The 25,391-nt window shown below is 74.6% G+C and carries 27 protein-coding genes; 15 read left to right on the top strand and 12 right to left on the bottom strand.

Features of this window, described 5'->3' with window-relative positions; translation table 11 throughout:
- The coding region (locus FVA95_RS22045; protein ID WP_193564271.1) for a transposase at positions 1-392 on the top strand (392 nt) is incomplete at its 5' end.
- A complete protein-coding gene (locus FVA95_RS22040; RefSeq protein WP_240051660.1) occupies positions 361-1,482 on the top strand; it encodes an MFS transporter in 1,122 nt (373 codons plus the stop codon). The genes FVA95_RS22045 and FVA95_RS22040, both read left to right, overlap by 32 nt.
- Positions 1,483-1,522: 40 nt before the next feature.
- On the opposite strand, the gene FVA95_RS22035 is transcribed toward FVA95_RS22040, so the two are convergent.
- The 4 genes from FVA95_RS22035 to FVA95_RS22020 all read right to left on the bottom strand — a co-directional run bounded on the left by FVA95_RS22035 (position 1,523) and on the right by FVA95_RS22020 (position 5,321).
- Positions 1,523-2,785: an FAD-dependent oxidoreductase gene (locus FVA95_RS22035; protein WP_149665855.1), complete on the bottom strand. Its 1,263-nt coding sequence runs from the start codon at positions 2,783-2,785 to the stop codon at positions 1,523-1,525.
- 86 nt (positions 2,786-2,871) lie between these two features.
- Positions 2,872-3,300, bottom strand: a complete 429-nt coding sequence (locus tag FVA95_RS22030; RefSeq protein WP_149665854.1) for a VOC family protein — start codon at positions 3,298-3,300, stop codon at positions 2,872-2,874.
- 11 nt (positions 3,301-3,311) lie between these two features.
- Positions 3,312-4,439 (bottom strand): serine hydrolase, encoded by a 1,128-nt coding sequence (locus tag FVA95_RS22025; RefSeq protein WP_149665853.1) that lies wholly within the window; start codon positions 4,437-4,439, stop codon positions 3,312-3,314.
- Positions 4,440-4,496: 57 nt separating this feature from the next.
- Complete coding sequence (locus FVA95_RS22020) at positions 4,497-5,321, bottom strand: SAM-dependent methyltransferase (RefSeq protein ID WP_149665852.1); 825 nt, start codon at positions 5,319-5,321, stop codon at positions 4,497-4,499.
- Between the two features lie 237 nt (positions 5,322-5,558).
- Between FVA95_RS22020 and FVA95_RS22015 the strand changes: the two genes are divergently transcribed.
- The 3 genes from FVA95_RS22015 (at position 5,559) to FVA95_RS22005 (ending at position 8,035) form a co-directional block, all read left to right on the top strand.
- Complete coding sequence (locus tag FVA95_RS22015) at positions 5,559-6,452, top strand: helix-turn-helix transcriptional regulator (RefSeq protein WP_020624195.1); 894 nt, start codon at positions 5,559-5,561, stop codon at positions 6,450-6,452.
- A 205-nt stretch (positions 6,453-6,657) separates the two neighbouring features.
- The gene (locus tag FVA95_RS22010) at positions 6,658-6,900 is read left to right on the top strand and encodes a DUF397 domain-containing protein (protein WP_233147576.1); all 243 of its coding nucleotides are present in this window, start codon (positions 6,658-6,660) and stop codon (positions 6,898-6,900) included.
- A gap of 88 nt (positions 6,901-6,988) precedes the next feature.
- On the top strand, positions 6,989-8,035 hold the full coding sequence (locus FVA95_RS22005; protein WP_149665851.1) for a class I SAM-dependent methyltransferase: 1,047 nt from the start codon (positions 6,989-6,991) through the stop codon (positions 8,033-8,035).
- Between the two features lie 61 nt (positions 8,036-8,096).
- Here FVA95_RS22005 and ppk2 read toward each other — a convergent pair whose 3' ends face one another.
- The 3 genes from ppk2 to FVA95_RS21990 form a co-directional block, all read right to left on the bottom strand.
- Complete coding sequence (gene ppk2 / locus FVA95_RS22000; protein ID WP_149665850.1) at positions 8,097-9,065, bottom strand: polyphosphate kinase 2; 969 nt, start codon at positions 9,063-9,065, stop codon at positions 8,097-8,099.
- A 61-nt stretch (positions 9,066-9,126) separates the two neighbouring features.
- A complete protein-coding gene (locus tag FVA95_RS21995) occupies positions 9,127-9,960 on the bottom strand; it encodes a siderophore-interacting protein (protein WP_149665849.1) in 834 nt (277 codons plus the stop codon).
- Positions 9,957-10,868, bottom strand: a complete 912-nt coding sequence (locus FVA95_RS21990; protein WP_149665848.1) for an iron-siderophore ABC transporter substrate-binding protein — start codon at positions 10,866-10,868, stop codon at positions 9,957-9,959. Before FVA95_RS21990 ends, FVA95_RS21995 begins: the two co-directional genes overlap by 4 nt.
- A gap of 104 nt (positions 10,869-10,972) precedes the next feature.
- On the opposite strand from FVA95_RS21990, the gene FVA95_RS21985 reads away from it, so the two are divergent.
- Positions 10,973-11,527, top strand: a complete 555-nt coding sequence (locus FVA95_RS21985) for a hypothetical protein (RefSeq protein WP_193564399.1) — start codon at positions 10,973-10,975, stop codon at positions 11,525-11,527.
- Here FVA95_RS21985 and FVA95_RS21980 read toward each other — a convergent pair.
- Entirely contained in the window at positions 11,472-12,236 is a 765-nt protein-coding gene (locus tag FVA95_RS21980; RefSeq protein ID WP_149665847.1) for an SDR family NAD(P)-dependent oxidoreductase, read from the bottom strand. The genes FVA95_RS21985 and FVA95_RS21980 overlap by 56 nt on opposite strands.
- A 15-nt stretch (positions 12,237-12,251) precedes the next feature.
- Complete coding sequence (locus FVA95_RS21975; RefSeq protein WP_149665846.1) at positions 12,252-13,253, bottom strand: acetamidase/formamidase family protein; 1,002 nt, start codon at positions 13,251-13,253, stop codon at positions 12,252-12,254.
- Positions 13,254-13,365: 112 nt separating this feature from the next.
- On the opposite strand from FVA95_RS21975, the gene FVA95_RS21970 reads away from it, so the two are divergent.
- Both FVA95_RS21970 and FVA95_RS21965 read left to right on the top strand, forming a co-directional pair.
- Positions 13,366-13,986 carry an L-threonylcarbamoyladenylate synthase gene (locus FVA95_RS21970; protein WP_020623429.1) on the top strand — a complete coding sequence of 207 codons (621 nt, stop codon included), beginning with the start codon at positions 13,366-13,368 and terminating at the stop codon, positions 13,984-13,986.
- Positions 13,987-14,216: 230 nt separating this feature from the next.
- Positions 14,217-16,025 (top strand): hypothetical protein, encoded by a 1,809-nt coding sequence (locus FVA95_RS21965; protein WP_149665845.1) that lies wholly within the window; start codon positions 14,217-14,219, stop codon positions 16,023-16,025.
- On the opposite strand, the gene FVA95_RS21960 is transcribed toward FVA95_RS21965, so the two are convergent.
- Entirely contained in the window at positions 16,026-16,988 is a 963-nt protein-coding gene (locus FVA95_RS21960; RefSeq protein WP_149665844.1) for a pseudouridine synthase, read from the bottom strand.
- A 26-nt stretch (positions 16,989-17,014) separates the two neighbouring features.
- Here FVA95_RS21960 and FVA95_RS21955 point away from each other — a divergent pair, with 26 nt between their 5' ends.
- From FVA95_RS21955 to FVA95_RS21940, 4 genes are all read left to right on the top strand, one after another.
- Positions 17,015-17,635, top strand: coding sequence for a LysE family translocator (locus FVA95_RS21955; RefSeq protein WP_149665843.1), 621 nt, complete (start codon positions 17,015-17,017; stop codon positions 17,633-17,635).
- Positions 17,636-17,734: 99 nt separating this feature from the next.
- Complete coding sequence (locus tag FVA95_RS32155; RefSeq protein WP_240051659.1) at positions 17,735-19,204, top strand: GntP family permease; 1,470 nt, start codon at positions 17,735-17,737, stop codon at positions 19,202-19,204.
- A gap of 8 nt (positions 19,205-19,212) precedes the next feature.
- The gene (locus tag FVA95_RS21945; RefSeq protein ID WP_149665841.1) at positions 19,213-20,430 is read left to right on the top strand and encodes a CaiB/BaiF CoA-transferase family protein; all 1,218 of its coding nucleotides are present in this window, start codon (positions 19,213-19,215) and stop codon (positions 20,428-20,430) included.
- A 65-nt stretch (positions 20,431-20,495) separates the two neighbouring features.
- Complete coding sequence (locus FVA95_RS21940) at positions 20,496-21,356, top strand: hydroxymethylglutaryl-CoA lyase (protein ID WP_255474665.1); 861 nt, start codon at positions 20,496-20,498, stop codon at positions 21,354-21,356.
- Between the two features lie 19 nt (positions 21,357-21,375).
- On the opposite strand, the gene FVA95_RS21935 is transcribed toward FVA95_RS21940, so the two are convergent.
- The gene (locus FVA95_RS21935; protein WP_149665840.1) at positions 21,376-22,143 is read right to left on the bottom strand and encodes an IclR family transcriptional regulator; all 768 of its coding nucleotides are present in this window, start codon (positions 22,141-22,143) and stop codon (positions 21,376-21,378) included.
- Complete coding sequence (xylB, locus tag FVA95_RS21930; protein ID WP_149665839.1) at positions 22,140-23,546, bottom strand: xylulokinase; 1,407 nt, start codon at positions 23,544-23,546, stop codon at positions 22,140-22,142. The genes FVA95_RS21935 and xylB overlap by 4 nt, the downstream gene beginning before the upstream one ends.
- Before the next feature lie 71 nt (positions 23,547-23,617).
- Here xylB and FVA95_RS21925 point away from each other — a divergent pair, with 71 nt between their 5' ends.
- The 3 genes from FVA95_RS21925 to FVA95_RS21915 are packed head-to-tail and all read left to right on the top strand — an operon-like array spanning position 23,618 to position 25,369.
- Positions 23,618-23,815: a hypothetical protein gene (locus FVA95_RS21925; protein ID WP_149665838.1), complete on the top strand. Its 198-nt coding sequence runs from the start codon at positions 23,618-23,620 to the stop codon at positions 23,813-23,815.
- Position 23,816: 1 nt separating this feature from the next.
- Positions 23,817-24,575: an SDR family NAD(P)-dependent oxidoreductase gene (locus FVA95_RS21920; RefSeq protein WP_149665837.1), complete on the top strand. Its 759-nt coding sequence runs from the start codon at positions 23,817-23,819 to the stop codon at positions 24,573-24,575.
- Positions 24,572-25,369: a phosphotransferase family protein gene (locus tag FVA95_RS21915; protein WP_161992389.1), complete on the top strand. Its 798-nt coding sequence runs from the start codon at positions 24,572-24,574 to the stop codon at positions 25,367-25,369. Before FVA95_RS21920 ends, FVA95_RS21915 begins: the two co-directional genes overlap by 4 nt.
- The last annotated feature ends 22 nt before the right edge of the window (positions 25,370-25,391 follow it).

Here is a 25,391-nt window from a genome sequence, read left to right as displayed (position 1 = left end):
GAGCTATTTACACCGCGTCCACCGCCGATGCCGCTGCAGCCGCGCTGGATGATCTCGATGACGAGTGGGGGCGAGCCTATCCGGCGATGATACGTTTGTGGCGTAACGCCTGGACCGAGTTCGTGCCGTTCCTCGACTACGACATCGAGGTCCGGAGGGTGATCTGTACGACGAACGCGATCGAATCGTTGAACGCCCGCTACCGGCGAGCGGTCCGAGCGCGAGGGCATTTCCCCAGCGAGCAGGCCGCGATGAAATGTCTGTACCTTGTCACCCGCAGCCTCGACCCGACCGGACGAGGCCACACCCGATGGATGATGCGCTGGAAGCCAGTCCTCAACGCCTTCGCCATCACTTTCGGTGACCGCTGGCCGGGCGCCGAGCACTACTGACAACATCGCCGGAACCACCGTTCTCGTTACAGACCCCGGCTCGACGTTGCTGATCGGGTTGCTCCCGACCTACGGGACGATCGGGGTGCTCGCCCCGGTGCTGCTGGTGCTCTGCCGGTTCCTGCAGGGGTTCGGGGCCGGCGCCGAGCAGGCCGGCGCCGCGACGCTGCTCACCGAGACGGTCGGTCGTGGCCGCCGGGGCCGCTACGCCTCGCTGGTCATGGTGGGTGCGGCGCTGGGTACCGCGCTGGGCGCGGTGGTCTGGGTCGCGGTCCAGCAGCTCGGCCAGGAGGCGCTGCTCGCGTGGGGCTGGCGGCTGGTGTTCGCGTCCAGCCTGGTCGTCACCGTCGTCGCCATGATCATCCGGCGCAGGCTCGACGAGAGCCCGGTCTTCACCGAGCTGAAGGAGACCCACGTCGCGCCGCGCCGACCGGCGGGCGAGGTGTTCCGGCACGGGCGGCGGCCGATGCTGCTGGTCCTGTTCATGAACGTCGGCGCCAGCGCGCAATCCTACACCTTCCAGGTGTTCGTCGCGTCCTACCTGGTGTCCTCGATCGGTGTGGACGCGTCGTTCGTGCCGCAGGTGCTCCTGGTCGGGGCGATCTGCGGGGGCATCGCGGCCTTCGGGTTCGGGGCGCTGTCGGACCGGTTCGGGCGCCGTCCGGTCTACTCGACGATCCTCGCCGCCATGGTCCTCCTGCCGGGACCCGCGTTCATCGCGTTCGGCACCGGGAACCGGGCCGCGATCGTCGTGACCATGATCGTGAGCTTCGTCCTGGCGGTGAACGGCGCCGTCGGGGTCCAGATGAGCTGGTTCCCCGAGCTGTTCGGCAACCGCTACCGCTACGCCGGTGTCACCCTGGGCCGGGAGTTCTCCTCCGCGCTCGGGGGTGGGGTGGCGCCGCTGATCTGCGCCGCCCTGATCGGGGCGTTCGCCGGGTCGTGGATCCCGGTGGCGGTCTACATGTCGGGCATGGCGGTCATCAGCCTGGTCGCGGCCCGGATGGCGCCGGAGACGGTCGACCGGGACCTGACCGTGCCGCAGGATGCGGGCGCGGTCGTCCCGGCCGACGGCGCGCCGGTCCGCTGAGCGACGGTGCCCGCCCGTCGCGGCGGGCGGGCACCGGGTCTCAGGCCGCCGGCACCGGGCCGCGGCGGGCGAAGTCCGGGGCCCGCTCCGGACGGAACCCCACGCCGACGAGGTAGGCGGGCACGATCTGCAGCGCCGGGACGCGATGCATCAGCCGCAGCAGCGGAACCGGGGGACCGTCGCGCCGCCCCGTCAGCGCCGGGCCGGCCATGGTGCGGTGCATGATCCGCTGGAGGCCCTGGACCAGCACCGTCGGGAGCAGCCTGCGGTTGCGGACCCGGCCGAGGTCCCGCTCGGTGAGGGTGCCCCGCTGCAACGGGGCGGCGAGCAGGGTCGCGGTGGCCACCGCGTCCTGGATCGCGAGGTTGATCCCGACGCCGCCGATCGGGGACATCGCGTGCGCGGCGTCGCCGATGCAGAGCAGACCGTCGACCTGCCAGCGGCGCAGCCGGTTGAGTTTCACGTCGAGGTGCTTCACCTCGTCCATCGAGGCGATGTCGCCGACCCGGTCGGCGTACTCCGGCATCAGCTCGGCGAGGTCGGCCCGGAACGCCTCGACCCCCGCGGCGCGCAGCCGCGCGTCGGCGCCCTTGGGCGCCATGTAGCCGATCTGGTAGTAGCCCTCGCGCGGGATGACGACCGCGAAGCGCCCGTTCCCGATCCGCGGCCGGAGGGAGGCGTGCAGCTCCTCGGGGCGGCGCGGCAGCCGGAACCACCAGGTGTCGAACGGGACGTCGTACTCGGTCACGGGCAGACCGGAACCGTCCCGCAGGATCGAGTGCCTGCCGTCGCAGGCGACCGTGAGGTCGGCCCGGATCTCGCCGGTGGTCTCTTCGCCGGGCGCGGTCGTCGTCACGTACCGGACGCCGGCGACCCGCCCGTTCTCCCGGATCAGCGAGGTGGCGCGGGTGTCGAGCCGGAGATCGAAGGTGGGTTCGTCGGCGGCGGCGTCGGCGAGCAGGTTCAGCAGGTCCCACTGCGGGACGAGCGCGATGTAGGGGTGGCGGACCCCGATCCGGCGGAGCAGCGACAGGTTCCCGATCCGCTGCGCGCCGCCCCGCCCTTCGGGGATCACGACCTCCTCGACCCGGCTCTGCGGCAGCGCGGCGAACCGCTCGCCCAGCCCCAGGTCGTCGAGCAGGTCCAGGGTGGTGGGGTGCACGGTGTCCCCGCGGAAGTCCCGCAGGAAGTCGCCGTGCTTCTCCAGCACGGTCACCTCGACCCCGGCCCGGGCCAGCAGCAGGCCCAGCATCATCCCGGCCGGGCCGCCCCCGACCACACAGCACGTCGTCCGCTCCGACATCACGCCCACCCCATTTCAACCAGCGTTGAATTAAGGCGAGTATGCGCCTCCGGGGACCGTCGTGCAATCGGTGTGACCGGCGGTGCTCAGCCGCCGAAGCGTCCCTGGGCCGACTCCGGGATCAGCGGCCGCTCGCCCCGGACCCGCAGCTCCTGCACCGCCCAGGTGTTGCCGTCGGGGTCGGCGAAGCCGAAGAAGGTGCCGCCGTCGCGCTCGTCGAGCACCGTCACCTCGCTGCACTCCACCCCGCGTCCGACGAGCTCGTCGCGCGCGGCCCGGGCGTCGGCGACGCAGAGCTGCAGCCCGCGCATCGAGCCCGGCGCCATCTCGTTCTGTGCCGGCGGCGAGCCGACGACGATCGAGCAACCCGAGCCCCGCGGCGTCAGCTGGGCGATGTGCATGTGCTCGGTGCGGGTGTCGTGGTCCAGGTCGAAGCCGACCCGGTCGCGGTAGAAGGCGACCGCGGCGTCGAGGTCCGACACCGGCAGCACGACGACCTCGAGTGTCCAGTCCATGGTGTGGCCCCTCAGGAGTGCGCCGCGGCGCGGAAGGAGTGCAGGAGCGCGGGGCCCTCGGGCCCCTCCCACATCACCTGGGTCAGCAGCAGGGAGATCACACCGCTCGACGGGTCGGAGCGCCAGCCGGTGCCCAGGCCGCCGTCCCAGCCGTAGCGTCCGCCGTCCTCGACGGCCAGGCCCAGGCCCCAGCCACAGCCGTCGTCGAGGAACGGGGCGGCACCGGCCCGCTGCGCGGTGCTCAGTCGGTCGGAGGTCAGCTCGGCCACCGCGCCGGGGGACAGGACCGGGCCGCCGCCCGCGCGCAGGGCCCGGGTGAACGCGAGCAGGTCGTCCAGGGTGGAGACCAGGCCACCGCCTCCGGAGGGGAACACCGGCGGGTTCGACCACGCGCCGTCGACCGGGTCGGTCATGGTGAAGCCGCCACCGGGTGCGGCGCTCAGCAGCGGGACGAACCGGTCCCGGTCGGCGACGGGCACCGAGAAGCCGGTGTCGCGCATGCCGAGCGGGGCGAACACCCGCTCGGCGAGCACCGTCGCGAGGTCGGTGCCGCAGCGGCGGGCCAGCAGGACACCGAGCAGGTCGCCCGAGGTGTGGTACAGCCAGCGCGACCCGGGCTGCGCGACGAGCGGCACCGCGGCGACCCGCGCGGTCCAGGTGTCGGGGTCGGGGAGCGGGTAGGACCCGGGTGGTCCGTCGCTGCCGAGCCCTGCGGTCGCGCGCTGCACCGGCAGCTCGGCCGGGGGCCGGGGGAGCATCCCGATCCCGCAGCGGTAGGTCAGCAGGTCGTACAGGGTGATCGGTCGGCGCGCGGGGACCGTGTCGTCGAGACCGGCGGCCTCGTGGCGCAGCACCCGCGGCGCGGCGAACTCGGGCAGCCACGCCGCGACCGGCTCGTCGAGGTCGAGCATCCCGTCCTCGACGAGTGCGAGCGCGGCTACCGCGACGACCGGCTTGGTGACCGAGGCGATCCGCACGATCGTGTCGCGGCGCAGCGGGCGTCCGGCGCCGTCGTCGCCGAGGACGTGCACCCCGGTGCCGTGCCGGGGATGGTCGACGGCGGCGACGAGTCCGGGTACGCACCCCGTGGCGACGGCGTCGCGCAGGATCTGGGCGGTGGGGTCCAGGGTGACGGGCACGGGGGCCTCCCGGGGTCGGTGGGTCTCACCCCTCTCGACCGCGGTGGCCCCGCGAACTCATCGCTTGATGCCGACCCCGCCCACGATGCACCGCTGCACCGGGTCCTCGCTGCGCAGCTGCGGACCGTCGGGCCACCACCGGTAGCAGGGGACGATGCCCGGGTCGACCAGCTCGAGGCCGGGGAACAGCCCGGTGATCTCGGCGAGGGTGCGGAACCGGCCGCTGCCCATCGGGCTGTGCACGAAGACCTGCTCCATCCGCCGGGCCAGCTCGCTGTCGGCGTTCTCCGGGTCGAAGAAGTGCGCGATCGCGACGACGCTGCCCGGGGCGAGCCGCTCGACGTAGCGGGCCATGATCGCCTGCGGGTCCACGGCGTCGTCGAAGTGGTGGATGGTGCCGATCTGGAACAGCGCGACCGGCTGGTCGAGGTCCAGGAAGCCCTGCACCGACGGGTCGGCCAGCACCGACTCCGGCTCGCGGATGTCGGCGGCGGAGAAGCGGGTGAACTCGTTGTCCTCCAGCAGCGCCCTGCCGTGCGCGATGACGGTCGGGTCGTTGTCGACGTAGGCGACCCAGGCCTCGGGCTGGAGCCGCTGGACCACCTGGTGGGTGTTCTCCGCGGTCGGCAGGCCGGAGCCGCAGTCCAGGTACTGGGTGATCGAGGTCTGGGTGGCGACGAAGCGCGCCGCCCGGATCAGGAACGCCCGGTTGTCGACGGCGAGCAGGTTGACCTCGGGGGCGATCTTGCGGACCCGCTCGATGGTCTCCCGGTCGACCTCGTAGTTGTCCTTGCCGCCGAGGGCGTAGTCGTAGACCCGGGCGATGCTGGCCTTGGTCGTGTCGATGTACGCGGGAGCGCGACCCTCGGTCGGCTGGGCCATCGGCGGAGTCCTCACTGCGTCGTCGGCGGCGTCGCGCCGGTGCGTCGGTCGGTGCCCGGACGACGCCCGTCGTGGCGCCGATCACCGGTGCGGTCACCGTAGCGGACCGACCCGATCGGGGACGCACCGTCACCGTCCGGACGTGTCCCGTGATCGAGACCGCTGACGACCTGCGGAACCGTTGTGTAGGCTCGGTCACCCGATCGGCAGTCCCCGCAACCGCAGGAGCCCGTCCCGGTGGTCCCCAGCCCGAACAGCCCCACCCCGCCCGGTGCCGACCGCGGCCCGACCGCGCGGCGCATCGTGCTCGGATCCCACCTGCGCCGGCTGCGGGAGCGCGCGGGCATCTCCCGGACCGACGCGGCGTACGCGATCCGCGGCTCGGACTCGAAGATGAGCAGGCTGGAGTCGGGCAAGGTCGGGTTCAAGCAGCGCGACGTCGCCGACCTGCTGACGATGTACGGCGTCGCCGAGGGCCCCGAGCGCGACCAGGTCCTGTCGATGGCCGAGGAGAGCAACTCCAGCGGCTGGTGGGCCCGCTACAACGACGTCGTCCCCGGCTGGTTCGAGGACTTCGTGGGTCTGGAGGCCTCGGCGTCGCGCATCTCGTCCTACGAGCTGCTGTTCGTCCCGGGGCTGCTGCAGACCGAGGAGTACGCCCGCGCGGTCGTCAGCGGCGGACACACCGACCTGCCGCCCGTCGAGCGGGCCGACGTCGAGAAGCGCCTGGAGGTGCGGCTGCGACGCCAGCGCGTGCTGCACCGCAAGGACGCACCGACCTTCTGGACCGTCCTCGACGAGGCCGTGCTGCACCGACCGGTCGGCGGGGAGGGAGTCTTCCGTGCCCAGCTCGACCACCTCATCGAGCTGTCGTCGCTGCCGAACGTCGTCGTCCAGCTGCTGCCCTGGGACCTGTCCGGCTACGGCGCCGAGCACGCCTTCACCATGCTGCGCTTCGCCGAGCCCGAGCTGCCCGACCTGGTCTACCTCGAGGAGATGACCGGGGCCTCCTATCTGGACAAGCGCGCCGACGTCGAGCGCTACGGCCGTTCGATGGACAGGCTCACCATCGACGCGCTCAGCCCGGCCGAGACCAAGCAGGCACTGAGCAAGCTGCGCGCCGAGCTCTGACCTGCACCGACGTCGCTCCCGGGCGACGAGCGGCGCCCGTTCCCGGGCCCCGGGCACCACGCTCCGACGTCGACCGCCCACGGCCCGTGCACCGCAATCGGGTGCGGACGGGCGACCGCCGGGCGCGTTCCGTCCTGTTTTGCACGATCGAGCCGCGTGCCCACTGCTAGCGTTTGACGCAACGGAGAATGCATATGCAGATGAGGTGAGCATTCGCATGGACCAGATGCACCTGAGCGGCCCCGCGGCGATCGATTCGCTGACGTGGCGCAAGAGCGTGCGCAGCGGCTACCAGGGCAACTGCGTCGAGCTCGCCGTCGTGACCGGGGGGACCGTGGCCGTCCGCAACTCGCGGGACCCGCACGGCACTGTGCTCGCCTTCCCGGCAACCGAGATGGCCGCCTTCCTGACCTCGATCAGGAACGGCGAGCTGGACGACCTCGCCTGAGTCGTCCGTCGACCTCCCGCGGGCGGCCGGCCCGACCCCGGCCGCCCGCGGTGAGCCGAGAATGATCTTCTCGGTGTAGGAAGGAACGGTGAGCCGTTCCGATCAGGCCCCGTCCTACCGCGGGGCCAGCGCCCACTACCTGTCCCCGGCGCGACGGGACCCGGTCAAGGTCGGTTCCGAGGAGCCGGTCACCCGGCGGGTCATCGCGAGCGCGCTGGCCGCGTTGCACCTGCGGCCCGGCGCCCCCGTCGCCGTGCTCGACGTCGGGTCCGGCACCGCCGACGGGTTCGCCCTCCTCACCCGCCCGGAACCCGGCGCCGCGCCGATCGTCGCGGAGGACCGGCTGCGCTACGTCGGCCTCGACGTCGACCCGGAGATGGTCGCCACCGCACGGGACACCGTCGGCTCGCCGTCGGCGTCGTTCCTGCTCGGCGATGTGCGCGACGCGCTGCCCGACGGCGCGTTCGACCTGTACCTGTCCTGCGGCGTCCCCTACTCCCACCTCACCCGTGACGAGCTCGTCGCCGCGCTGGGGTCGGTGCTGACCGCGGTGGCGGCCCGGGGACGACGGGCGGCGGTCGTCGTCGACGTCCTCGGCCGGTACTCGGTGGAGTGGCAGCCCCGCTGGGACACCGAGCGCTGGGACTACGCGATGAGCTTCTTCGCCGGCGGCGGCGAGGCGATCTCCGAGCCGATGACGTTCTACGGCCGCGCCGAGCTGGATGCCACCGTCGACGCCGCGCTGGCCGGCAGCGGCGCGCGGCTGGTGTCGCGCACCGCCGTCGACCGGTCGGTCCTGGTCGGGCGGCACACCGCCACCGGCACCTTCCACCCGTCGGCGCCGCGGTTCCGGACCCTGGTGAACGACCTGGTCCGCGACCCGTCCCGGGTCGACCCCGACGACCTGCACTTCGTCCCGGCCACCGAGGGCGCGCCGGTGGAGGTGCTGGACTGGCTGCGCGGATTCGCCGACCGCTGGAACGGCGTGCTGGAGCCCTACCGCGGGGCGGACCCGCTCACCGGGCCCGACGCCGCGCGGCTCGCCGACGCCCTGCTCGCGCTCGAACGCGGCGCGGGCCCGGGCCTCGGCGTAGGCCACTCGCTGACCATGACGCTGGTGGCCGAGCCCGCCTGAGCGCACCCGCCCGCGGGACCCGACCGGGTCGCCGCTCGGTGGTGCCGCTCAGTGGTACCGCTCAGTGGTGCCGGTCGGTCAGGGGAGGGAAGCGGTTCGGGCCCTCGTCCTGCTCGAACATTTCCGCGGCGGGCCCGACGATCAGCCGGTCCGGCGGGGAGGCCACCCCGGTGTCCTTGCCGGGGTAGTCGAACAGGCCCAGGACGTGGCGCATCGCCTCGAGCCGCGCGCGCTTCTTGTCGTTGCTCTTGATCACGGTCCAGGGGGCGTCCTTGGTGTCGGTGTAGAAGAACATCGCCTCCTTCGCCTCGGTGTAGGCCTCCCACTTGTCCAGCGAGGCCAGGTCCATCGGGGACAGCTTCCACTGGCGCACCGGGTCGACCTGACGGATGAGGAAGCGGGTGCGCTGCTCGTCGCGCGAGACCGAGAACCACAGCTTGACCAGGTGGATCCCGGACCGGACGAGCATCCGCTCCAGCTCCGGGGTGGCCCGCAGGAACTCCATGTAGGAGCGGGGGTCGGTGAAGCCCATGACCCGCTCGACGCCGGCCCGGTTGTACCAGGACCGGTCGAACAGCACGATCTCCCCGGCCGAGGGCAGGTGCGCCACGTAGCGCTGGAAGTACCACTGGCCGGCCTCGCGTTCGGTCGGCTTCTCCAGTGCCACCACCCGGCAGCCGCGGGGGTTGAGGTGCTCGGTGAACCGCTTGATCGTGCCGCCCTTGCCCGCGGCGTCGCGCCCCTCGAACAGGACGACGATCCGGTTGCCGGTGTCCTTGACCCAGTTCTGCAGTTTCAGCAGCTCGATCTGCAGCAGCCGCTTCTGGCGCTCGTACTCCACGCGCGACAGCCGGTCGTCGTAGGGGTAGCCCTGGCGCCAGGTGTCGACCGGGCTGCCCCCGGGGCCGACGAGGGTCGGGTCGTCGTCGTCGGAGTCGTCGACCCGGAAGCGTCCGGGATCGACCGCACCGGGGTGCGGGATGAGGGGAGCGGGGGCGTCGGCCTGAGGCTCGACCGGGGTCTCGTCCACGTCCGGCAACGCTGCGCGCCGGGCATGGCCACCGGGCCACACCCGGATGACGTCCGGGTGATCAGCGGGCAGCGGGACGGGGCCGGTCGTGCCAGTAGCCCTGCGCGTGGACCCGGTCCGGGGCGACGCCCGCCTCGTGCAACAGGCTGCGCACCCGCGCCACCCGGGTGCTCTCGGTGGCGTTCCAGGCGTAGAAGCGGTCGCCCAGGCGGGCGGCCGCGGCACCGTGGGTCTCGACCCAGTCGGTGACGGCGTCGAGCAGCGATCGCCCCGGCCGTCGGCAGATCTCCACGGTCACGCCCGGATGGGTGCCGGCGAGCCCGACGGCGTCGGCCGGGTCGCCGACCTCGACCAGCACCCGGCCCCGGTGGTGCGGCGGGAGCGCGGCGAGGATGCCGCGCACGGCGGGCAGTGCCGTCTCGTCACCGGTGATCAGCACCTCGGTGGCGGGGCCCGGGTCCCACTGCACGCCGTGGTCCGGGTTGCCGCGCCGCACGTCCGGCCCGGAGAGCAGGACGGCGTCGCCGGGCCGGGCGGCCGCCGCCCACGCGCTCGCCGGACCCGGCCGGGCGTGGCAGAACACGTCGAGCTCGACCTCGCCGCGCCCCGGCCGGACCGCCACCGGGGTGTAGCTGCGTGGCACCGGCCGCGTGTCGGCGGGCAGCTCCCGCAGCCGGGCCCGCCACTCACGTTCGGGCAGGCCTGACGCGAGCGAGGCGGGGTAGCCGACCTCCGTCGGGACCAGCAGCTTGATCCGCTGGTCCCGGCCGTGCGGGGCGAACCGCGACAGCTCCGGCCCGCCCAGGACGAGCCGCCGGAACCCGGGGGAGGGCACGCCGACGGCGAGCACCCGGGCGGCGAACAGGACGTTCGGCGACCCCGCCAGCGGGCTCACCGGCCCAGCGTCCGCTCGATGTCGTCGAGCACCTTCTGCCCGCCGAGCGGACCCACCCCCGTGATCCAGACCGACTGGTCGACCGGGTGCAGCCGCGGGAAGACCTGTGCGCGCACCGCCTCGACGGCGGGCGGCACCGCCGACGGCGACGCCGGGTCGGTCGCGGTCAGGAACACCTCGTCGGCGCGGGCCTGCTGGACCAGCTCGGGGGACAGGTCCACCGAGATCGAGTTCTCCCAGTCCCGGGGTGGGATGGTGAACCCGGCGCACTCCAGGGTGCCGCCCGCGAACGACGTCGGCCCGTAGAGGGTCAGGAGGCCGTCCCGGGGGCGGATCATCTGCGCGGTGCGCCCGGCCGTGTCGTGCGTGCGCGCGACCTCGGCGCACCGGTCCCGGTAGCGGGTGAGCAGCTCCTCGGTGTCGGCCTCCCGGCCGAGCACCCGGCCGACGAAGCGGACGTTGTCCTGCCACGGGTCGGCCTGCGAGGCCATGAACGCCGTCGGCGCGATCGTGGCGAGCCGGTCGTACAGCGCGGCGTGCCGGGACTCGGTGCCCAGGATCAGGTCGGGCCGCTGGGCGGCGATCCGTTCCAGGTCGGGCTCGGCGACGGTCCCGACGACCGTCACCTGCGCGCCGGCGTCGGCGAGGTAGGCGGGCACCCCGGTGCCCTCGGACAGGACCGCGGCCCCGACCGGCGGGGCGTCGAGGGCGACGGTGGTGTCGAGCTGCACCGGCTCCAGTACGACGACCCGCCGCGGCGTGGCCGGGACCGTGACCTCGCCCCGTGCGGTGGCGACCGTGCGGGTGCCCCCGTCGTCGGCGGGGCCGGCGCCGGGCGTGGAGGAGCACGCGGCGAGGAGCAGGGTGAGCAGGGCGGCGAGGGTCACCGCGGCCCGGGACGGCGTCACGGACGGTCTCCTTCGATCAGGTGAGGCGACCCTAACCCGAGACCGGTAGGGGATGGGCTGTCCGGTTCGACGGAAATCCGGTCGCCCACGAGCGCGTCACCGGGATGGGCGCCTTCCCGGTCCGCTTCCCGGTGCCCGGCGCGCCCGGCGACGACGGATGGCACGTCGAGTCGTCCTTGTCCGGTCCCGACGGCGGACCGCGGCTGTCGGTGGACTCGCGGGGCCGGTCCCTGCTGATGCTGTTCCTCTACACCGACGTCGGACCGGACGACGCCCCGACGCTGCTGCGGTCCGGCTCGCACCACGAGGTCGCCCGGCTGCTCGTACCGCACGGATCCGCCGGGGCGGACTGGCTGCCGTTCTGCGGCGAGGCGGTCCGCGCGACCGCGGGATGCCGGGAGGCCGCCGCGACCGGCCGCGCCGGCGACGTCCACCTGGTGTCCCCGTTCGTCGTGCACCGCGCCCAGACGATGTCGCCGGCCGCCCGATGGCCACGGGTGATCGCCCAGCCTCCGCTGGAACCCGCGCGCGAGCCGGCGTTCGACCTGGTGGCCGGGACGGCCCCGGTCGAGCGGGTGGTGCGCGAGGCCTTCGGGCGAGGGGTCAGAGCTGCACCCCGCGGGTCAGCGCCCCGTCGACCACCAGGTTGGTGCCGCTGATCCGGCTCGCCCGCGGGCTGACCAGCGAGACGACCGCGTAGGCGGTCTCCTCCGGGGTGCCCATCCGGCCCGTCGGGTTGAGCCCCATCGCGTGCGCGTACAGCGCGGGGTCGTTCTGCTCGACGTTCGCCCACACCCCACCGGGGAAGTAGACGTTGCCGGGGGAGACGGCGTTGGCGCGGATCCCCTTCGGCGCGAGGTCGAAGGCCAGGCCGGAGACGTAGTGCACCAGGGCGGCCTTCATGACGCCGTAGGAGCCGTCGGCGAAGTCGATCTCGCGACCGGAGACGCTGGACACCGCGGTGACCGAGGCGGCGTCGCTGCGCTCCAGGTGCGGCATCGCGGCGTTTACCAGGCGCACCGTGTGCAGCAGGTCGATCTCGAAGCTCGAGCGCCAGTTCTGCTCGCCAGGGCCGATCGCGAGCGCCGAGACGTTCGCGACGACCGCGTCGACGGCACCGAAGCGGTCGGCGGCGGCGGCGACCCAGCCGGCCAGCGCGTCGCCGTCGGCGACGGCCACCGCGGTCCCGGCCCCCTCACCGGCGCCGGCGGCGCGCAGCTCCTGCTCGGCGGCGGCGACCCCGTCGGCGTCGCGGGCGCAGAACGCGACCCGCGCGCCCTCCGCCGCCAGCCCGGCGACGACCGCGCGCCCGATCCCGCGCGACCCTCCGGTCACGAGCACGACGCGGCCGTGCAACAGCATGTCCATGACAGGGGCCTTCCTCTACAGGGAGCGGGCCTGCTCGCGCAGGTGACGGTGGACGCCGCCGTAGGCCGCGGCCGTGGGCAGCAGCGCCTTCGCGATCCTGGTGACGGCGCTGTAGTTGGTGTCGACGACGTTGGCCAGCGGCGACTCGGCGGCCTGGGTGAGCAGCTGGTAGGCATCCAGCCGGTCCAGCCCGTAGAGCTCGCCCAGCCAGGCGATCATCCCGACCTGGCTGGCCCGCCAGGCGTCCTCCAGCGGGCGGGCGGACCCGACGACGACGTAGTGGGTGTCGGTCTCGATCCGCGGCCAGGCCGGGGCCGGGGCGTTCTTGATCAGCTCGACGATCAGCACGACGTCCATCGCGCCCTCGACCGCCGTGCCGCAGCTCTCGCCCTCGCCCTGACGGTAGTGGCCGTCGCCGACCGAGAAGAGTGCGCCGGGCACGTTGACCTGCAGGTAGCAGGTGGCCCCGGCGCGCATCTCCGGGGTGTCCATGTTCCCGCCGAACACGTCGGGGACCAGCGAGCTGCGCACCTCCCGCCCGGGCGGGGCGACGCCGACGGTGCCGAGCATCGGGTTGCACGGCAGCTCCAGACGCAGGTCCGCGCTCGTCGCCTCGAACAGCACCGTCCCCGCGGCCCGGTCGAGCTGGTAGATCCAGGTCCGCTCGGGCAGAGGCTCGTGCAGCAGCGCGGTGCGCTCGGTCGTCGACAGCGCCCCGAACAGCGGGATCAGCGTGGAGGCGCCCCAGTCCCGGGCCGGGGTCAGCTCCACGAGGTGGACGGCCAGGGTGTCGCCGGGCTCGGCGCCCTCCACGTGGAACGGTCCGGTCTGCGGGTTCACCTCGCTCATGTCGAGCACCGCGCTCGGACGGTCCGAGGTGGACGTGAGCCGCCCGGAGAACGCGTCCTCGGTCCACAGCCGCAGGCAGGTCCCGGGCGCCACCCGGCGCACCGGCGGCACGCCCCCGAAGGTCCAGGCGAACTCGTGCCGTTCCGGCCGGTATTCCACGACGTGCATGGATCGCATCCTGGCCCCCTCCGCGCGTCGCGGGCAACGGTTTCCCGGCCGCACCGCGACCGCCCGGTCGTCGAGGTCCCCGGGTGGGCCGCCGAGCCGGTACGTTCGCGCGATGGCCCGATACTTCGACGTGCACCCGCAGAACCCGCAGCCGCGCAGCATCGGACAGGTCGTGGACCTCGTGCGGTCCGGCGGCCTGATCGCCTATCCGACCGACTCGTGCTTCGCGCTGGGCTGCTCGCTGGGCAACCGCGACGGCCTGGACCGGATCCGGCAGATCCGCAAGCTCGACGACCGACACCACTTCACCCTCGTGTGCGCGGAGTTCGCGCAGCTCGGGCAGTTCGTCCAGATCTCCAACGCCGTGTTCCGTGCGGTGAAGGCGTCCACCCCGGGCAGCTACACCTTCATCCTCCCGGCCACCAAGGAGGTGCCCAAGCAGCTGCTGCACCCGAAGAAGAAGACCGTCGGCGTGCGCATCCCCGACCACGCCACCACCCAGGCGCTGCTGGCCGAGCTCGGGGAGCCGCTGCTGTCCTCGACGCTGCTGCTGCCGGGCCACGACGAGCCGATGACGCAGGGCTGGGAGATCAAGGAGGAGCTGGAGAACCAGGTCGACGCCGTCATCGACTCCGGGGACTGCGGCACCGAGCCGACCACCGTCGTCGACCTGTCCGGTGACGAGCCGGAGATCGTGCGGCACGGTGCGGGGGACCCGTCGCGCTTCGAGTGAGACCCCTCCGGCGCGGCCGCCCGGCCGCCCGTCGTGCCCGTCCGGGCACTCCCGGTGACCCGCCGGCGGGGTTGCGCCGCCCGCCCGTCCACGATCCACCGCCCACCGCATCAGAACCAGCGCTGGGCGGACCGACGAGTAGGCTTCGCAACCGTCCCGCCCGCTACCCGAGCGGGTACTGACGTGGCGTCCGACCCGGGCGCCGTCCGAACGGTTCGGAGGACGATCGCGTGGCGCGAGACGACCCGCCGCCCCACCCGTCCGGCCCGGCGGGGGCCTCGGCCGGGGATGCCGTGCTGGCCGCGATCGCGCACCGGCTGCGGGCCCGTTCGGAGCGTCAGCAGCTGCTGACCGAGCGGTTGCGTGCCGGTGAGCTGCGCCCGGGTGCGCTGGCCGACCTCGCCGAGCTGGCCGCGGCCGCCCGCCGCGGCGCCCGCGACGGCGACCACATCCTCGTCCTCGCCGGTGCCCCCCGCGGTCCCCGGCTCGCCGCCCCGCCGACCCCGCTCGGGCAGGCGCTCAACACCGTCGTCTCGGCGAGCGAGGCGGCCTCGCGCACGATCGTCCCGCCGACGCCGAGCGTCTCGGTCGACGCGGCCGCCGAGCCCGTGCTGGGCCAGATCCTGGCGGAGCTGCTGGCCCACGCCGCGAGCGTCACGCCGGCGGGGGAGCGCATCGAGCTGCTGACCCGCTGGGGTCCCGAGGGCGGGATCGTCGTCGAGCTCCAGGGGACCCAGCCGCCGCGGCACCGCACCCCGGTCGAGGAGCTGGACCGGGCGCTGGGCTCGGCGACGCCAGGCGGTCCGGTCGCCCCGCAGGAGATCGGCCTGCACGTGGCCGCTCGGCTCGCCCGCGCCATCGGCGCCCGGCTCGGCGTCCGTGGCCCTGCCGGGAACTCCGCGATCGCCCCGATCGCCGTGCTGCACCTGCCGTCCTCGGTCGTCGGCGGTGGCCGATCCGAGCCGGCCGCGCCCGCCGGCCCCACCGCGGAGTCGCAGCCGGACGAGCAGGGCACCGGGACGACGGCATCGCTGCGCCGCCCGGCGCCGGACGGTGCCCCCGACGCGGCCGGCACCCCCGCCCCCGCTGCGGCGGCGGACGTGCCCTGGCCGCCGCGGGACGCCCCGCCGGCGGAGCCCGAGCGGAGCTGGCCGCCGGTCGGGCCCGAGCGGGACGAGCCGGCGGCATCCGCCGGGCTGCCCCGCCGTGCGCCCCGTCCGGCCGGCGGCATCGCGGCCGCGGCCCCCTTCGCCGGCTCCGGCCCGAACGGCAACGGCCCGAACGGCTCCGGCTCGAACGGCGTCGGCCCGAACGGATTCGGCTCGACCGGGCCCGGTCCGGCCGGCTCCGGTCCCGGTGGGCCCGGACCAGGGCCCCGTCCGCCGTACGGGCCGCCGTCGCCGGGCACGGGGCCGTCGCGCAACGGGGGCCCGCCGCCGCCCGCGCCGCAGGAGGCCCAGGCCACCGAGGCACTGCCCGTCACCGGCGCCCCGGGGACGACCCCGCCGGTGGAGCTGTTCGGACCGTTCGACTCGGAGGTTCCGGTGCCCGTGGACGACGCGGACGACACGCCGATCTTCGCGGCGGTCGCCTCGGCCTGGTTCCGTGAGCCGGGATCGACCGAGACGACGGCGCTCCCGGTCACCGGGAACAACTGGCGCACCGCGGGCGACGCCGAGTTCGACGCCGCCCGCGTCCGGGCCGACCGGGTCGTCGACCTGCCGACCACGGCGCAGGGTCTGCCGCAGCGGCTGCCCGGGCAGGCGATGGTGCCGCCGTCGTGGCGGGACACCCCGAACGGCGTCGCGCCGGCCGGTTCCCGCGAGCGCCAGCCCGACCGCGTGCGCAACCGGCTGTCCAGCTACCAGCGGGGGCTGCGCGAGGGCCGCCACCGCGCAGCGGAGGACCACGGCCCGCACGGCCCGGCCGACGGCGCGGTCAACGGTGCCGCCAACGGTGCCGCCAACGGGGTGCCGGTCCCCGGCGGTCACCACAACGGCCACCACCTCGACGACGGCGGCGACCGCAGCGTCGGCTGATCACCACTCGTGCGGCGTCCCGGCGGCCCAGCCGTCCGGGTCGTCCCACGCCTGCAGGGTGCGGCCGCTCACGAAGCGCCGCCGCACCCCGGTCAGCGGGTCGTCGAACTCCAGTGCGCGGGAGAGCAGCTGGAGCGGGCGGGTGAAGTCCTCGGGCGCCCGCCGGCGCAGCTCGGGATAGACGTCGTCGCCGAGGATCGGCACACCCAGCCCGTTCAGGTGCACCCGCAGCTGGTGGGTCCGCCCGGTGCGCGGGGTCAGCCGGTAGCGGGCCAGGTCCCCGCGTCGCCCGTCGAGCTCGATGCGGGTCTCGGCGTTCGGCTCGCCGTCCTCGGTGACGGCGGCGAACACCCCGGGGCGTTTCACGATCCGTGACACCTCGGTGCGCGGCAGCTCCAGGTCCGGGTCGAACCGGGCGAGGGCCTCGTAGGTCTTGGTGACGCGGCCGCGGGCGAACGACGTCTGGTAGGCACCGCGCAGCTCGGGCCGCACCACCAGCAGCAGCACCCCCGCGGTGGCACGGTCGAGCCGGTGCGCCGGGCTGAGCGCGGGCAGCCCGAGCTCGTGACGCAGCCGCACCAGCACGGTCTGGCGGACGTGGCTGCCGCGCGGGATCGTCGCGAGCAGGTGCGGCTTGTCGACGACGACCACGTCGTCGTCGGCGTGCAGCACCGGCAGGCCGAACGGCACCGGCACCTCGTCGGGCTCGTCGCGGTAGAGCCACAGCGTCGTCGAGGGCGCGTACGGCGTGGCCGCGGTCACCGGACCGGCCGCGGTCACGATCTCCCCGGCGGCCAGGCGCGCGTCGATCCGGTCCGCGACGTGCGGGAACCGGTCGACGAGGTGGTCGCGCATCGTCGCCCACCCCTGCGTCGCCGGGGTGCGGACGCGGGCCGGCGCGAGGCCGTCGACCGTCGGGAGCGGGGACGCCTCCCGGGAGGTGCGGCGCCGGCGGGATCTCACGGGGCAGCAGCCTACGATGGCTTCTCGTGAGCTGGACGTCCTACGGTGCCTACCTGTTGATCGTCGTCGGGCTGGTGCTGATGCCCGGCCCCGACACCTTCGTGATGCTGCGCGCCTCGCTGGTCGGCGGGCGCGCGGGCGGGCTGTCGACACTGGCCGGGGTGTTCACCGGCAACGCCCTGCAGGGCTGCGCCGCCGCGTTCGGGCTCGGCGTGCTCGTCGCCGGCTCGCACACCGCCTTCACCGTGATCCGCTGGGCCGGGGTGGTCTACCTCTGTGTGCTCGGGGTGCAGGCGCTGCGGGCCGCCCGCCGCGGGGACTACCCCGCCGTCGACGACGGCGGGCCGCGAGTGCCGGTGCGGCGGTCGTTCCTGGTCGGCTTCGGCTCGAACATCACCAACCCGAAGGCGCTGGTCCTGTACCTGTCGGTGCTGCCGCAGTTCCTCGTCCCCGGCGTCACGACCATCGCCGACGCGCTGCTGCTGGCGCTGTCGGTGGCGGTGCTCGGCGGCGTCTACGGGGTCGGCCTGGTCCTCGCCGTGCACCGGGCGCGGGGCTTCTTCACCCGGCGCCGCGTGCGCCGCGCCGGTGACGTCGTCGCCGGCGCCGCGTTGATCGGGTTCGGTGGGGCGCTGGCCGTGACCTGACCGCCAGGCTTGCTCGCATGGTGGGTCTGTGTTCATGATGTGGGTACGACATCGTCGTCGACGCCCAGGGGGACCATCGTGTCGGACACCGTCATCGTGGTGAACACGGCTGTCGCCGTGCTCGCCGTCGTCGTGCTGATCGTGAGGTTCCGGCTCAACCCGGTGATCTCGCTCGTGATCGGCGCCGTCTACCTGGGTCTGACCGCCGGCCTGGGGGTGACCGGGACGGTCGACGCGGTCACCGGCGGGTTCGGCGACATCCTGGCCGACGTCGGGCTGCTCATCGCCTTCGGTGTCCTGACCGGGGCGATGCTGCACCACGCGGGCGCCATCGAACGGCTGGTCTCGGCGCTGCTGGCGGCCTGCGGCCCGCGCGGGATGCCCTACGCCACGGCCGTCACGGTCTCCACCGCACTCCAGTCGATCTTCGTCGACGTGCTGCTGGTCATCTCCGCGCCGCTGGCCCGCCGGATCGCCCCGCGCATCGGGGACCGGGGACTGCCGCGGATGGCGACCGCGCTCGCGATCGGCCTGGAGTGCGGGATCGTGTTCATGGTCCCCGGGGTCGGCGCGGTCGCGCTCGCCGGTGTGCTCGGGGTGCCCCTGGGGCAGATGCTGATCCTGGGCCTGGTCGTCGTGGTGCCGACGGTGCTGATCGCGACCGGGATCATGTCCGTGCTGCTGCGTCGCGGCTGGTGGGACCCGGCGCGCGACGAGCAGGAGCCGGTCGTCGCGGGCGCGCCGGCCGGTGCGGAGGCCCACTCGCCGGACACCGCCGCACCCGACGCCGGGAGCGCCGGGGGACGACCCTCCGGTGCCGGTTCCCCGGACGGCCCAGGCCCGGACGCGGAGGGCGGGGCCGGGCGTGGCGCAGGCGCAGGCCCGGTCGCCGCCGGCACCGTGGTGTCCGGCACCGCGCGTCGCGAGCTCCCGCTGGCCCTGCTGTTCGGGCCGCTGCTGGTGGGCCTGTTGCTCATCGCCGCGGGCGCCGTCCTCGACGCCGCCGGGGTGACCCACCCGGTGCTCGCGTTCCTGGGTGAGCCGGTGATCGCGCTGCTGCTGGCGCTGATCGGGACCACCGCCGTCGTCGGGGTTGCCCACGGGCGCGAGATGGTGGAGTCCGCCGTGACCGACGGGTTCCGCGAGAGCGGGCAGATCCTCATCCTCACCGGGGTCGGCGGCTCGCTCGCCACCACGATCGGCGAAGCCGGGCTGGGCGAGATCCTCGGCCGCTTCTTCTCCGCGAGCACCGCCGCCCCGCTGCTGATGGTGTGGCTGATCGCCGCCGTGCTGCACGTCGCGATCGGGTCGGTGACGATCTCGGCGATCACCGCGGCCGGCGTGCTCGCCCCGGTGGCCCCGGTGATCGGCCTGGCCCCCGTGCTGATCGCGCTGGCGGCCGGAGCCGGGGCGCTGTTCGCCGTGCACGTCACGTCGAACACGTTCTGGCTGCTGCAGTCGCTGCTCGGGCAGTCCGTGCGGGGGACGCTCAAAACCTGCTCGGTCGGGGTCTCGATCGCCTCGGTCGTGGCGATCATCGTGATCCTGCCGCTGTCGCTCGTCGTCTAGGGAGAGTCGTGTCGCAACTTCCGCTGTCCGGGGTCCGGGTGCTCGAGCTCGGCAACTACATCGCCGCCCCCACCGCCGGACGCCTGCTCGCCGACTTCGGCGCCGAGGTGATCAAGGTCGAGCGCCCCGGGACGGGCGACGAGATCCGCAACTGGCGGCTCTACGCCGGGGACACCTCGATGCTGTACCGGACGCTGAACCGCAACAAGCGCTCGGTCACCCTCGACATGCGCTCGGCAGCGGGGAAGCAGGCGGTACTGGACCTGGCCGCCCGCTCCGACGTGGTGCTGGAGAACTTCCGGCCCGGCACGCTGGAGAAGTGGGGTCTGGGCCCGGCCGAGCTCGACGCCGTCAACCCCGACGTCGTGCTCGTGCGGATCTCCGCGTTCGGGCAGACCGGACCGCTGTCGTCGCGGCCGGGGTTCGCCGCCGTCGCCGAGGCGATGGGCGGGCTGCGCGCGCTGGTCGGGGAGGCCGACCGGCCGCCGTCGCGAACGGGGGTGTCGATCGGGGACTCGATCGCCGGGCTCTACGGTGCGTTCTCCGCGATGATGGGCCTCTACCAGCGCGAGAGCCGCGCCGAGCGGCCCGGCCTGGACCGGCGCTGCATGGACGTCGCGCTCAACGAGGCCGTGTTCTCGATGATGGAGTCGCTCGTCCCCGACCACCTCGCCTACGGCGTCGAGCGGCGTCGCGTCGGCGGGCGGATGGAGGGCATCGCCCCGTCCAACGCCTACGTCTGCGCCTGCGGCGGCAGCGTCGTCGTCGCCGGCAACGGCGACTCCATCTTCGGCCGGCTCATGACCGTCATCGGCCGCGCCGACCTCGGGGCGGACCCGGAGCTGGCCAGCAACGCCGGCCGCTGGGCGCGCCGCGACGAGCTCGACGGCGCCATCGAGGCCTGGACCCGCTCGCTGCCCCGCGACGAGGTCCTCGCGAAGCTGGAGGAGGCCGGGGTCCCGGCCGGGCCGATCCACTCCGCCGCCGACATCGTCGCCGACGAGCAGTTCCGCGCCCGCGACATGGTCCAGTACTTCGACGTCGACACCGGCGGCGACGAGCCCGCCCGCGTCGGGTTCCCCGGCATCGTGCCGGTGCTGGGCGACCGCTCGGTCCCGGTCCGCTCGGTCGGGCCCGACCTGGGCGCCGACACGCACGACGTGCTCGGGGGTCTGCTCGGGTACACCCCGGACACGATCCGGGCCGCATCGGGGGAGGACGCATGAGCACCGACGAGATCGTCCTGCGGGACGTCACGCTGCGCGACGGGCTGTAGCTCACCGGCAAGCCGCTGCCCACCGACCGCAAGGTCGAGCTGGTCCGCGCGCTGCTCGGAGCGGGCGTGCCGGAGCTGGAGATCGGGTCGCTGGCCCGCGGTGACCTGGTGCCGCCGCTGGCCGACACCCTCGACGTCGTCGCCGCGCTCACGCCGGAGGAGCTGGAGCGCTGCTGGGTGTGGGTGGCGACGCCGCGGCACGTGCAGAAGGCGGTGGCCGCCGGTGCGCGCAACGTCCAGTACTGCTTCTCCGTGTCCGACGCGCACAACAACGCCAACGTCGGCCGCGACACCGCCGTCTCCCTCGACGCGATGCCGCAGGCCGTCGAGTACGCGCGCGCCGCGGGCGGACGCATCCAGCTGTGCCTGGCGACGGCGTTCACCTGCCCCTTCGACGGTCCCGTCGACCCGGACCGGGTGCTCGGGATCGTCGCCGACCCGCGCACCGCGGGCTCCTGCGACGTCGTCGTCTGCGACACGCTCGGGCAGGCGAACCCGGCCGAGGTCGGGTCGCTGGTCGGGCGCGTCGCCGCGGTCGCCGACGGCCGCCGCGTCGCCTTCCACGGCCACGACACGTGGGGCCAGGGCGTCGCGAACGCCCTCGCCGCCGTGCAGAACGGCGCGACCGTCCTCGACGGCGCGCTGGGCGGCCTCGGTGGCTGCCCGTTCGCGCCCGGGGCCAGCGGCAACACCGCCAGCGAGGACCTGCTGTTCGCGCTGCGCCCGGACTGGCTGACCCCCACCGTGCTGGCCGGGCTCGTGACGTGGTCGGAGGACCTGCTCGCCGAGCTGGGGGAGCCGATGCGCTCGGCGACCGCGCGCGGCGTCCGCTCGAACGCCACGGCGTTCCCCTGGACGGCGGGGCCCCGCGGCTGAGCCCCCGGCGCGCGCCGGGTCAGCCCGGCGGGCGCCCGCCGAGGGTCCGGGTGAGCCGCTCCGCGGCCCCGACCAGCAGGTCCACGCACTTCTCGCACTCCGAGCGGCCGAACCGGATGGTCGGTCCGCTGATCGTGAGCGCCGCCGCGACCTCGCCGACGTGGTCGAAGACGGGGGCGGAGAGCCCGGAGCCGCCGTCGTCGCGCTCGGCGACGGTGATCGCGAACCCGTCGCGACGGGTGTCGGCGAGCAGCTCGCGCAGCCGCTGCGGGCTGGTCACCGTGTGGTCGGTGAGGGGCTCGAGGGGACCGGCGAGCACCTGCTCGGCCAGCTCGGGGGCCCAGGCCAGCAGCACCCGCCCGGCCGAGCCGGTGTGCAGCGGCACGATCCGCCCGACGTGCATCTCCCGGCGCAGCGCGTGCCGGGTCTCGGCGACGGCGACGCACACCCGGTGCCCACCCTCGGCCCGGAACAGCGCCGCCGTCTCCCCGGTGGTGTCGCGCAGCTCGCGCAGCAGCGGCCCGGCGAGCTCGAGCAGGTCGACCCCACGGGCCGCGGCCCCGGCCCAGTAGGCCATCCGGACCCCGATCCGGACCCGGTCCCCGACCCGGTCCAGCAGCCCCTCGGCGACCATGTTGGACACCAGGCGCTGCACCGTCGAGGTCGGGATGCCGGTCGCCTGCTGGATCTCGCCCAGCCCGAGCACCGGGCGCTGCAGCGTGAACGCGTCCAGGATGTCGGTGATCTTGCCGAGGACCAGGAGCCGCTTCGGGCCCTCGGTGGTCATTCCGCGACCCGGTCCAGGAACGCCCCCGCCGCCTCGCGGTAGCGCTCCCACGCCGCCGGCGCGGGCTCGGCCTCGTAGCGCGCCGGTTCGGCCCCGGCGCTCCACGACGGCGGGGTCGCCCCGCCGCGCAGTGCCCACGCGGCCTGCCGGGCGGCGCCGTCGGCCACGTACTCGCCGGGCTCGGGCACCCGGACCGGCACCTCGAACACCTGCGCGGCGATCCGGCAGACCGCCTCGGAGCGGGCCGCCCCGCCGACCAGCGTCACCCCGGACACGGTGACGCCCTGCTCGCGCAGCGCCTCCAGCCCGACCCGCTGTGCTGAGAGCATGCCCTCGATCGTGGCCCGGGCCAGGTTCTCCCGGGTCCCCGAGGCCAGCGTCCAGCCGTGCAGCGCGCCGGTCGCGTCGGGCAGATTCGGGGTCCGCTCGCCCTCCAGGTAGGGCACCACGACCAGCCCGCCCGCGCCCGGCTCGGCGGCGAGCGCGAGGCGGCCCAGCTCGTCGTGGTCCACCCCGAGGAACCGTCGGGTCGCGTCCAGCACCTGGGAGGCGTTGAGCGTGCACACCAGCGGGAGGTAGGCGCCGGTGGCGTCGGAGAACCCGGCCACGATCCCGGACGGGTCCTGGGCGCGGCGCTCCGAGCGGGCGAACACCGTGCCGGAGGTGCCCAGCGAGACGACGACGTCCCCGCCGGCGTCGACCCCCAGTCCGGCGGCCGCGTTGTCGCCCGCCCCGGCGGCGACCCGGGTCCCGCCCGGCCCGTCGACGGACTCGGCCGGGCCGAGCAGCCGCGGCAGCGTCGGTGTCGACCCGAAGAACCGTTCGAGCAGCTCGGGGCGGTAGTCGACGCCGTCGAACCAGCCGGTGCCCGAGGCGTCGGACCGGTCGGTGACCAGCTCGTCGAGCCCTGCGCCGCCGGGGACGCCGCCACCGCGGAGCCGCCAGGTCAGCCAGTCGTGGGGCAGGCACACCGCCGCGGTCCGGGCGGCGTTCTCGGGCTCGTGGCCGGCGAGCCAGCGGAGCTTGGCCAGGGTGATCGAGGCGACCGGGACGACGCCGGTCGTCTCCGCCCACTGCTGTGCGCCGAACTCCTCGACGAGCTCGCGGGCGGCCGCCGCCGAGCGGGTGTCGTTCCACAGCAGCGCGTCGCGCACGACCTCGCCGCGCTCGTCGAGGCAGACCATGCCGTGCTGCTGACCCGCGACCGACAGCGCCGCGACGCCGTCGAGGCCGCCCGCGTCGTCGATCGCGGCCTGCAGCGCCTCCCACCAGAGTCGGGGCGCGATCTCCGTGCCGTCCGGGTGCGCGGCGCGCCCGGACCGGACGAGCTCGCCGGTGTCGGCGTCGCGGACGACGACCTTGCAGGACTGGGTGGACGAGTCCACCCCGAGCACCAGTGCCATGGCCCCAGCCTGCCATCGTCGGCGCGGCGCGGCGGGAGACAGGCGGGGCGGATCGGTGCCAGGGTGGTCCCATGAGCGACGAGCAATGGTTCTACTGCCTCAAGCACGGCACCGTGGAGACCGCCGACGGCTGCCGGTCCGCCGACCGCCTCGGCCCGTACCCGGACCGGGCCACCGCGGCCCGCGCGCTGGAGATCGCCAGGGAACGCACCGAGTCCGAGGACCGCAAGGACCGCGAGTGGAACACCGGGAGCTCCGGGGCGTCCTGACATGAGCGGCACGACGGAGGGCGGCCGGGTCGTCGTCGTCACCGGCGGGAGCCGGGGGATCGGACGGGCGGCCTGCGCGGCGTACGCGGCCCGCGGGGACGCGGTCGTCGTCGCCAGCCGACGGGCCGAGGCGTGCACCGCACTGGCCGCGGAGCTGACCGCGCGGCACGGTGTGCCCGCGCTCGGCGTCGGCTGCCACGTGGGCCGTTGGGCGGACTGCGACGACCTGGTGGACCGGGTGCTCGCCGAGTACGGCCGGGTCGACGTGCTCGTGAACAACGCCGGCATGTCCCCGCTCTACGGGTCGCTCACCGAGGTCACCGAGGAGCTGTTCGACAAGGTCCTCGCGGTGAACCTGCGCGGCGCCTACCGGCTCGGTGCCCGCTGCGGGGAGCTCATGGCCGCGGCGGGCGGCGGCGCGATCGTGAACGTCTCCTCGGTCGCGGCGGTCATGCCCGGCCCCGGGGAGCTGCCCTACGCGCTGGCCAAGGCCGGGCTCAACGCGCTGACCGTCGGGCTGGCCCGCGCGTACGCGCCGTCGGTGCGGGTCAACACGGTGATGCCCGGTCCGGTCCGGACCGACATCGCCGAGCACTGGACCGAGGAGTTCCGTGCGCACGTCGCCGGCGCCGTGCCCGCCGGACGGGTCGGGGAGGCGGCCGAGGTCGTCGGCGCGATCCTGTACCTGACCGGCCCGGACGCCGGGTACACCACCGGCGCCACGATCAAGGTCGACGGCGGCATGGCGTGGTCGACGTGAGCCCCGCGGACCCGTCGGGTGTGGTCGACCGGACCGCGCTCGCGGCGTGGCTGCGCGGTCAGGGGTTCGGCGACTGGTCCGGCGAGCTGGAACCGGTCGGCGGCGGCACCCAGAACGTGGTGCTGCGCACCGTCGTCGGCGGCAGACCGCTGGTCCTGCGCTCGTCGCCGGTGCACCCGCGGCCCGGGTCGGCGCGCACCATCGCCCGCGAGATCACCGTGCTCGGCGCGCTGCGCGGCACCGACGTGCCGCACCCGGAGCTCGTCGCCGCCTGCACCGACACCGACGTGCTCGGCAGGCCGTTCTACCTGATGACCGACGTGGACGGCGTCAACCCCGGCGAGCGCGTCTCGCCCGAGCAGGCCGCTGACCCGGCGCTGCGGCACGGCGCGGTGCTCGACGTGGCCCGGGCCGCGGCCCGGCTCGGCCGCCTCGACCCGGCCGCGGTCGGGCTGGACGGGCTGCGCCGCCCCGGTCCGTTCCTGGAGCGGCAGGTACCGCGCTGGACCGCGCAGCTCGCGTCCTACTCCGAGGTGCCCGGCTACGACCCCGGCGACCTGCCCGACGTGGCCGTCGCCGCGGACTGGCTGACCCGCCACCGCCCGCCCGAGCCGGAACCGGGCGTCGCACACGGGGACCTGCACCTGAACAACGTGCTGCTGGACCGCACCCGGCCGCGGGTGGCGGCACGGGCCTGTGCAACGAACGGTGGTTCCGGCCCGACACGCCGGACCTCAGCGTCCGGCGGGATGGGCACTGTGAGTGATGACATCAGACCCTATGGGCTCTGCTGAGAACGAGACGGGTTCGGGTCGG

Origin of the sequence: Pseudonocardia sp. EV170527-09, assembly GCF_008369905.1 — a bacterium.
GTDB lineage: Bacteria > Actinomycetota > Actinomycetes > Mycobacteriales > Pseudonocardiaceae > Pseudonocardia.
This window is presented reverse-complemented; position numbering and strand designations above follow the sequence as displayed.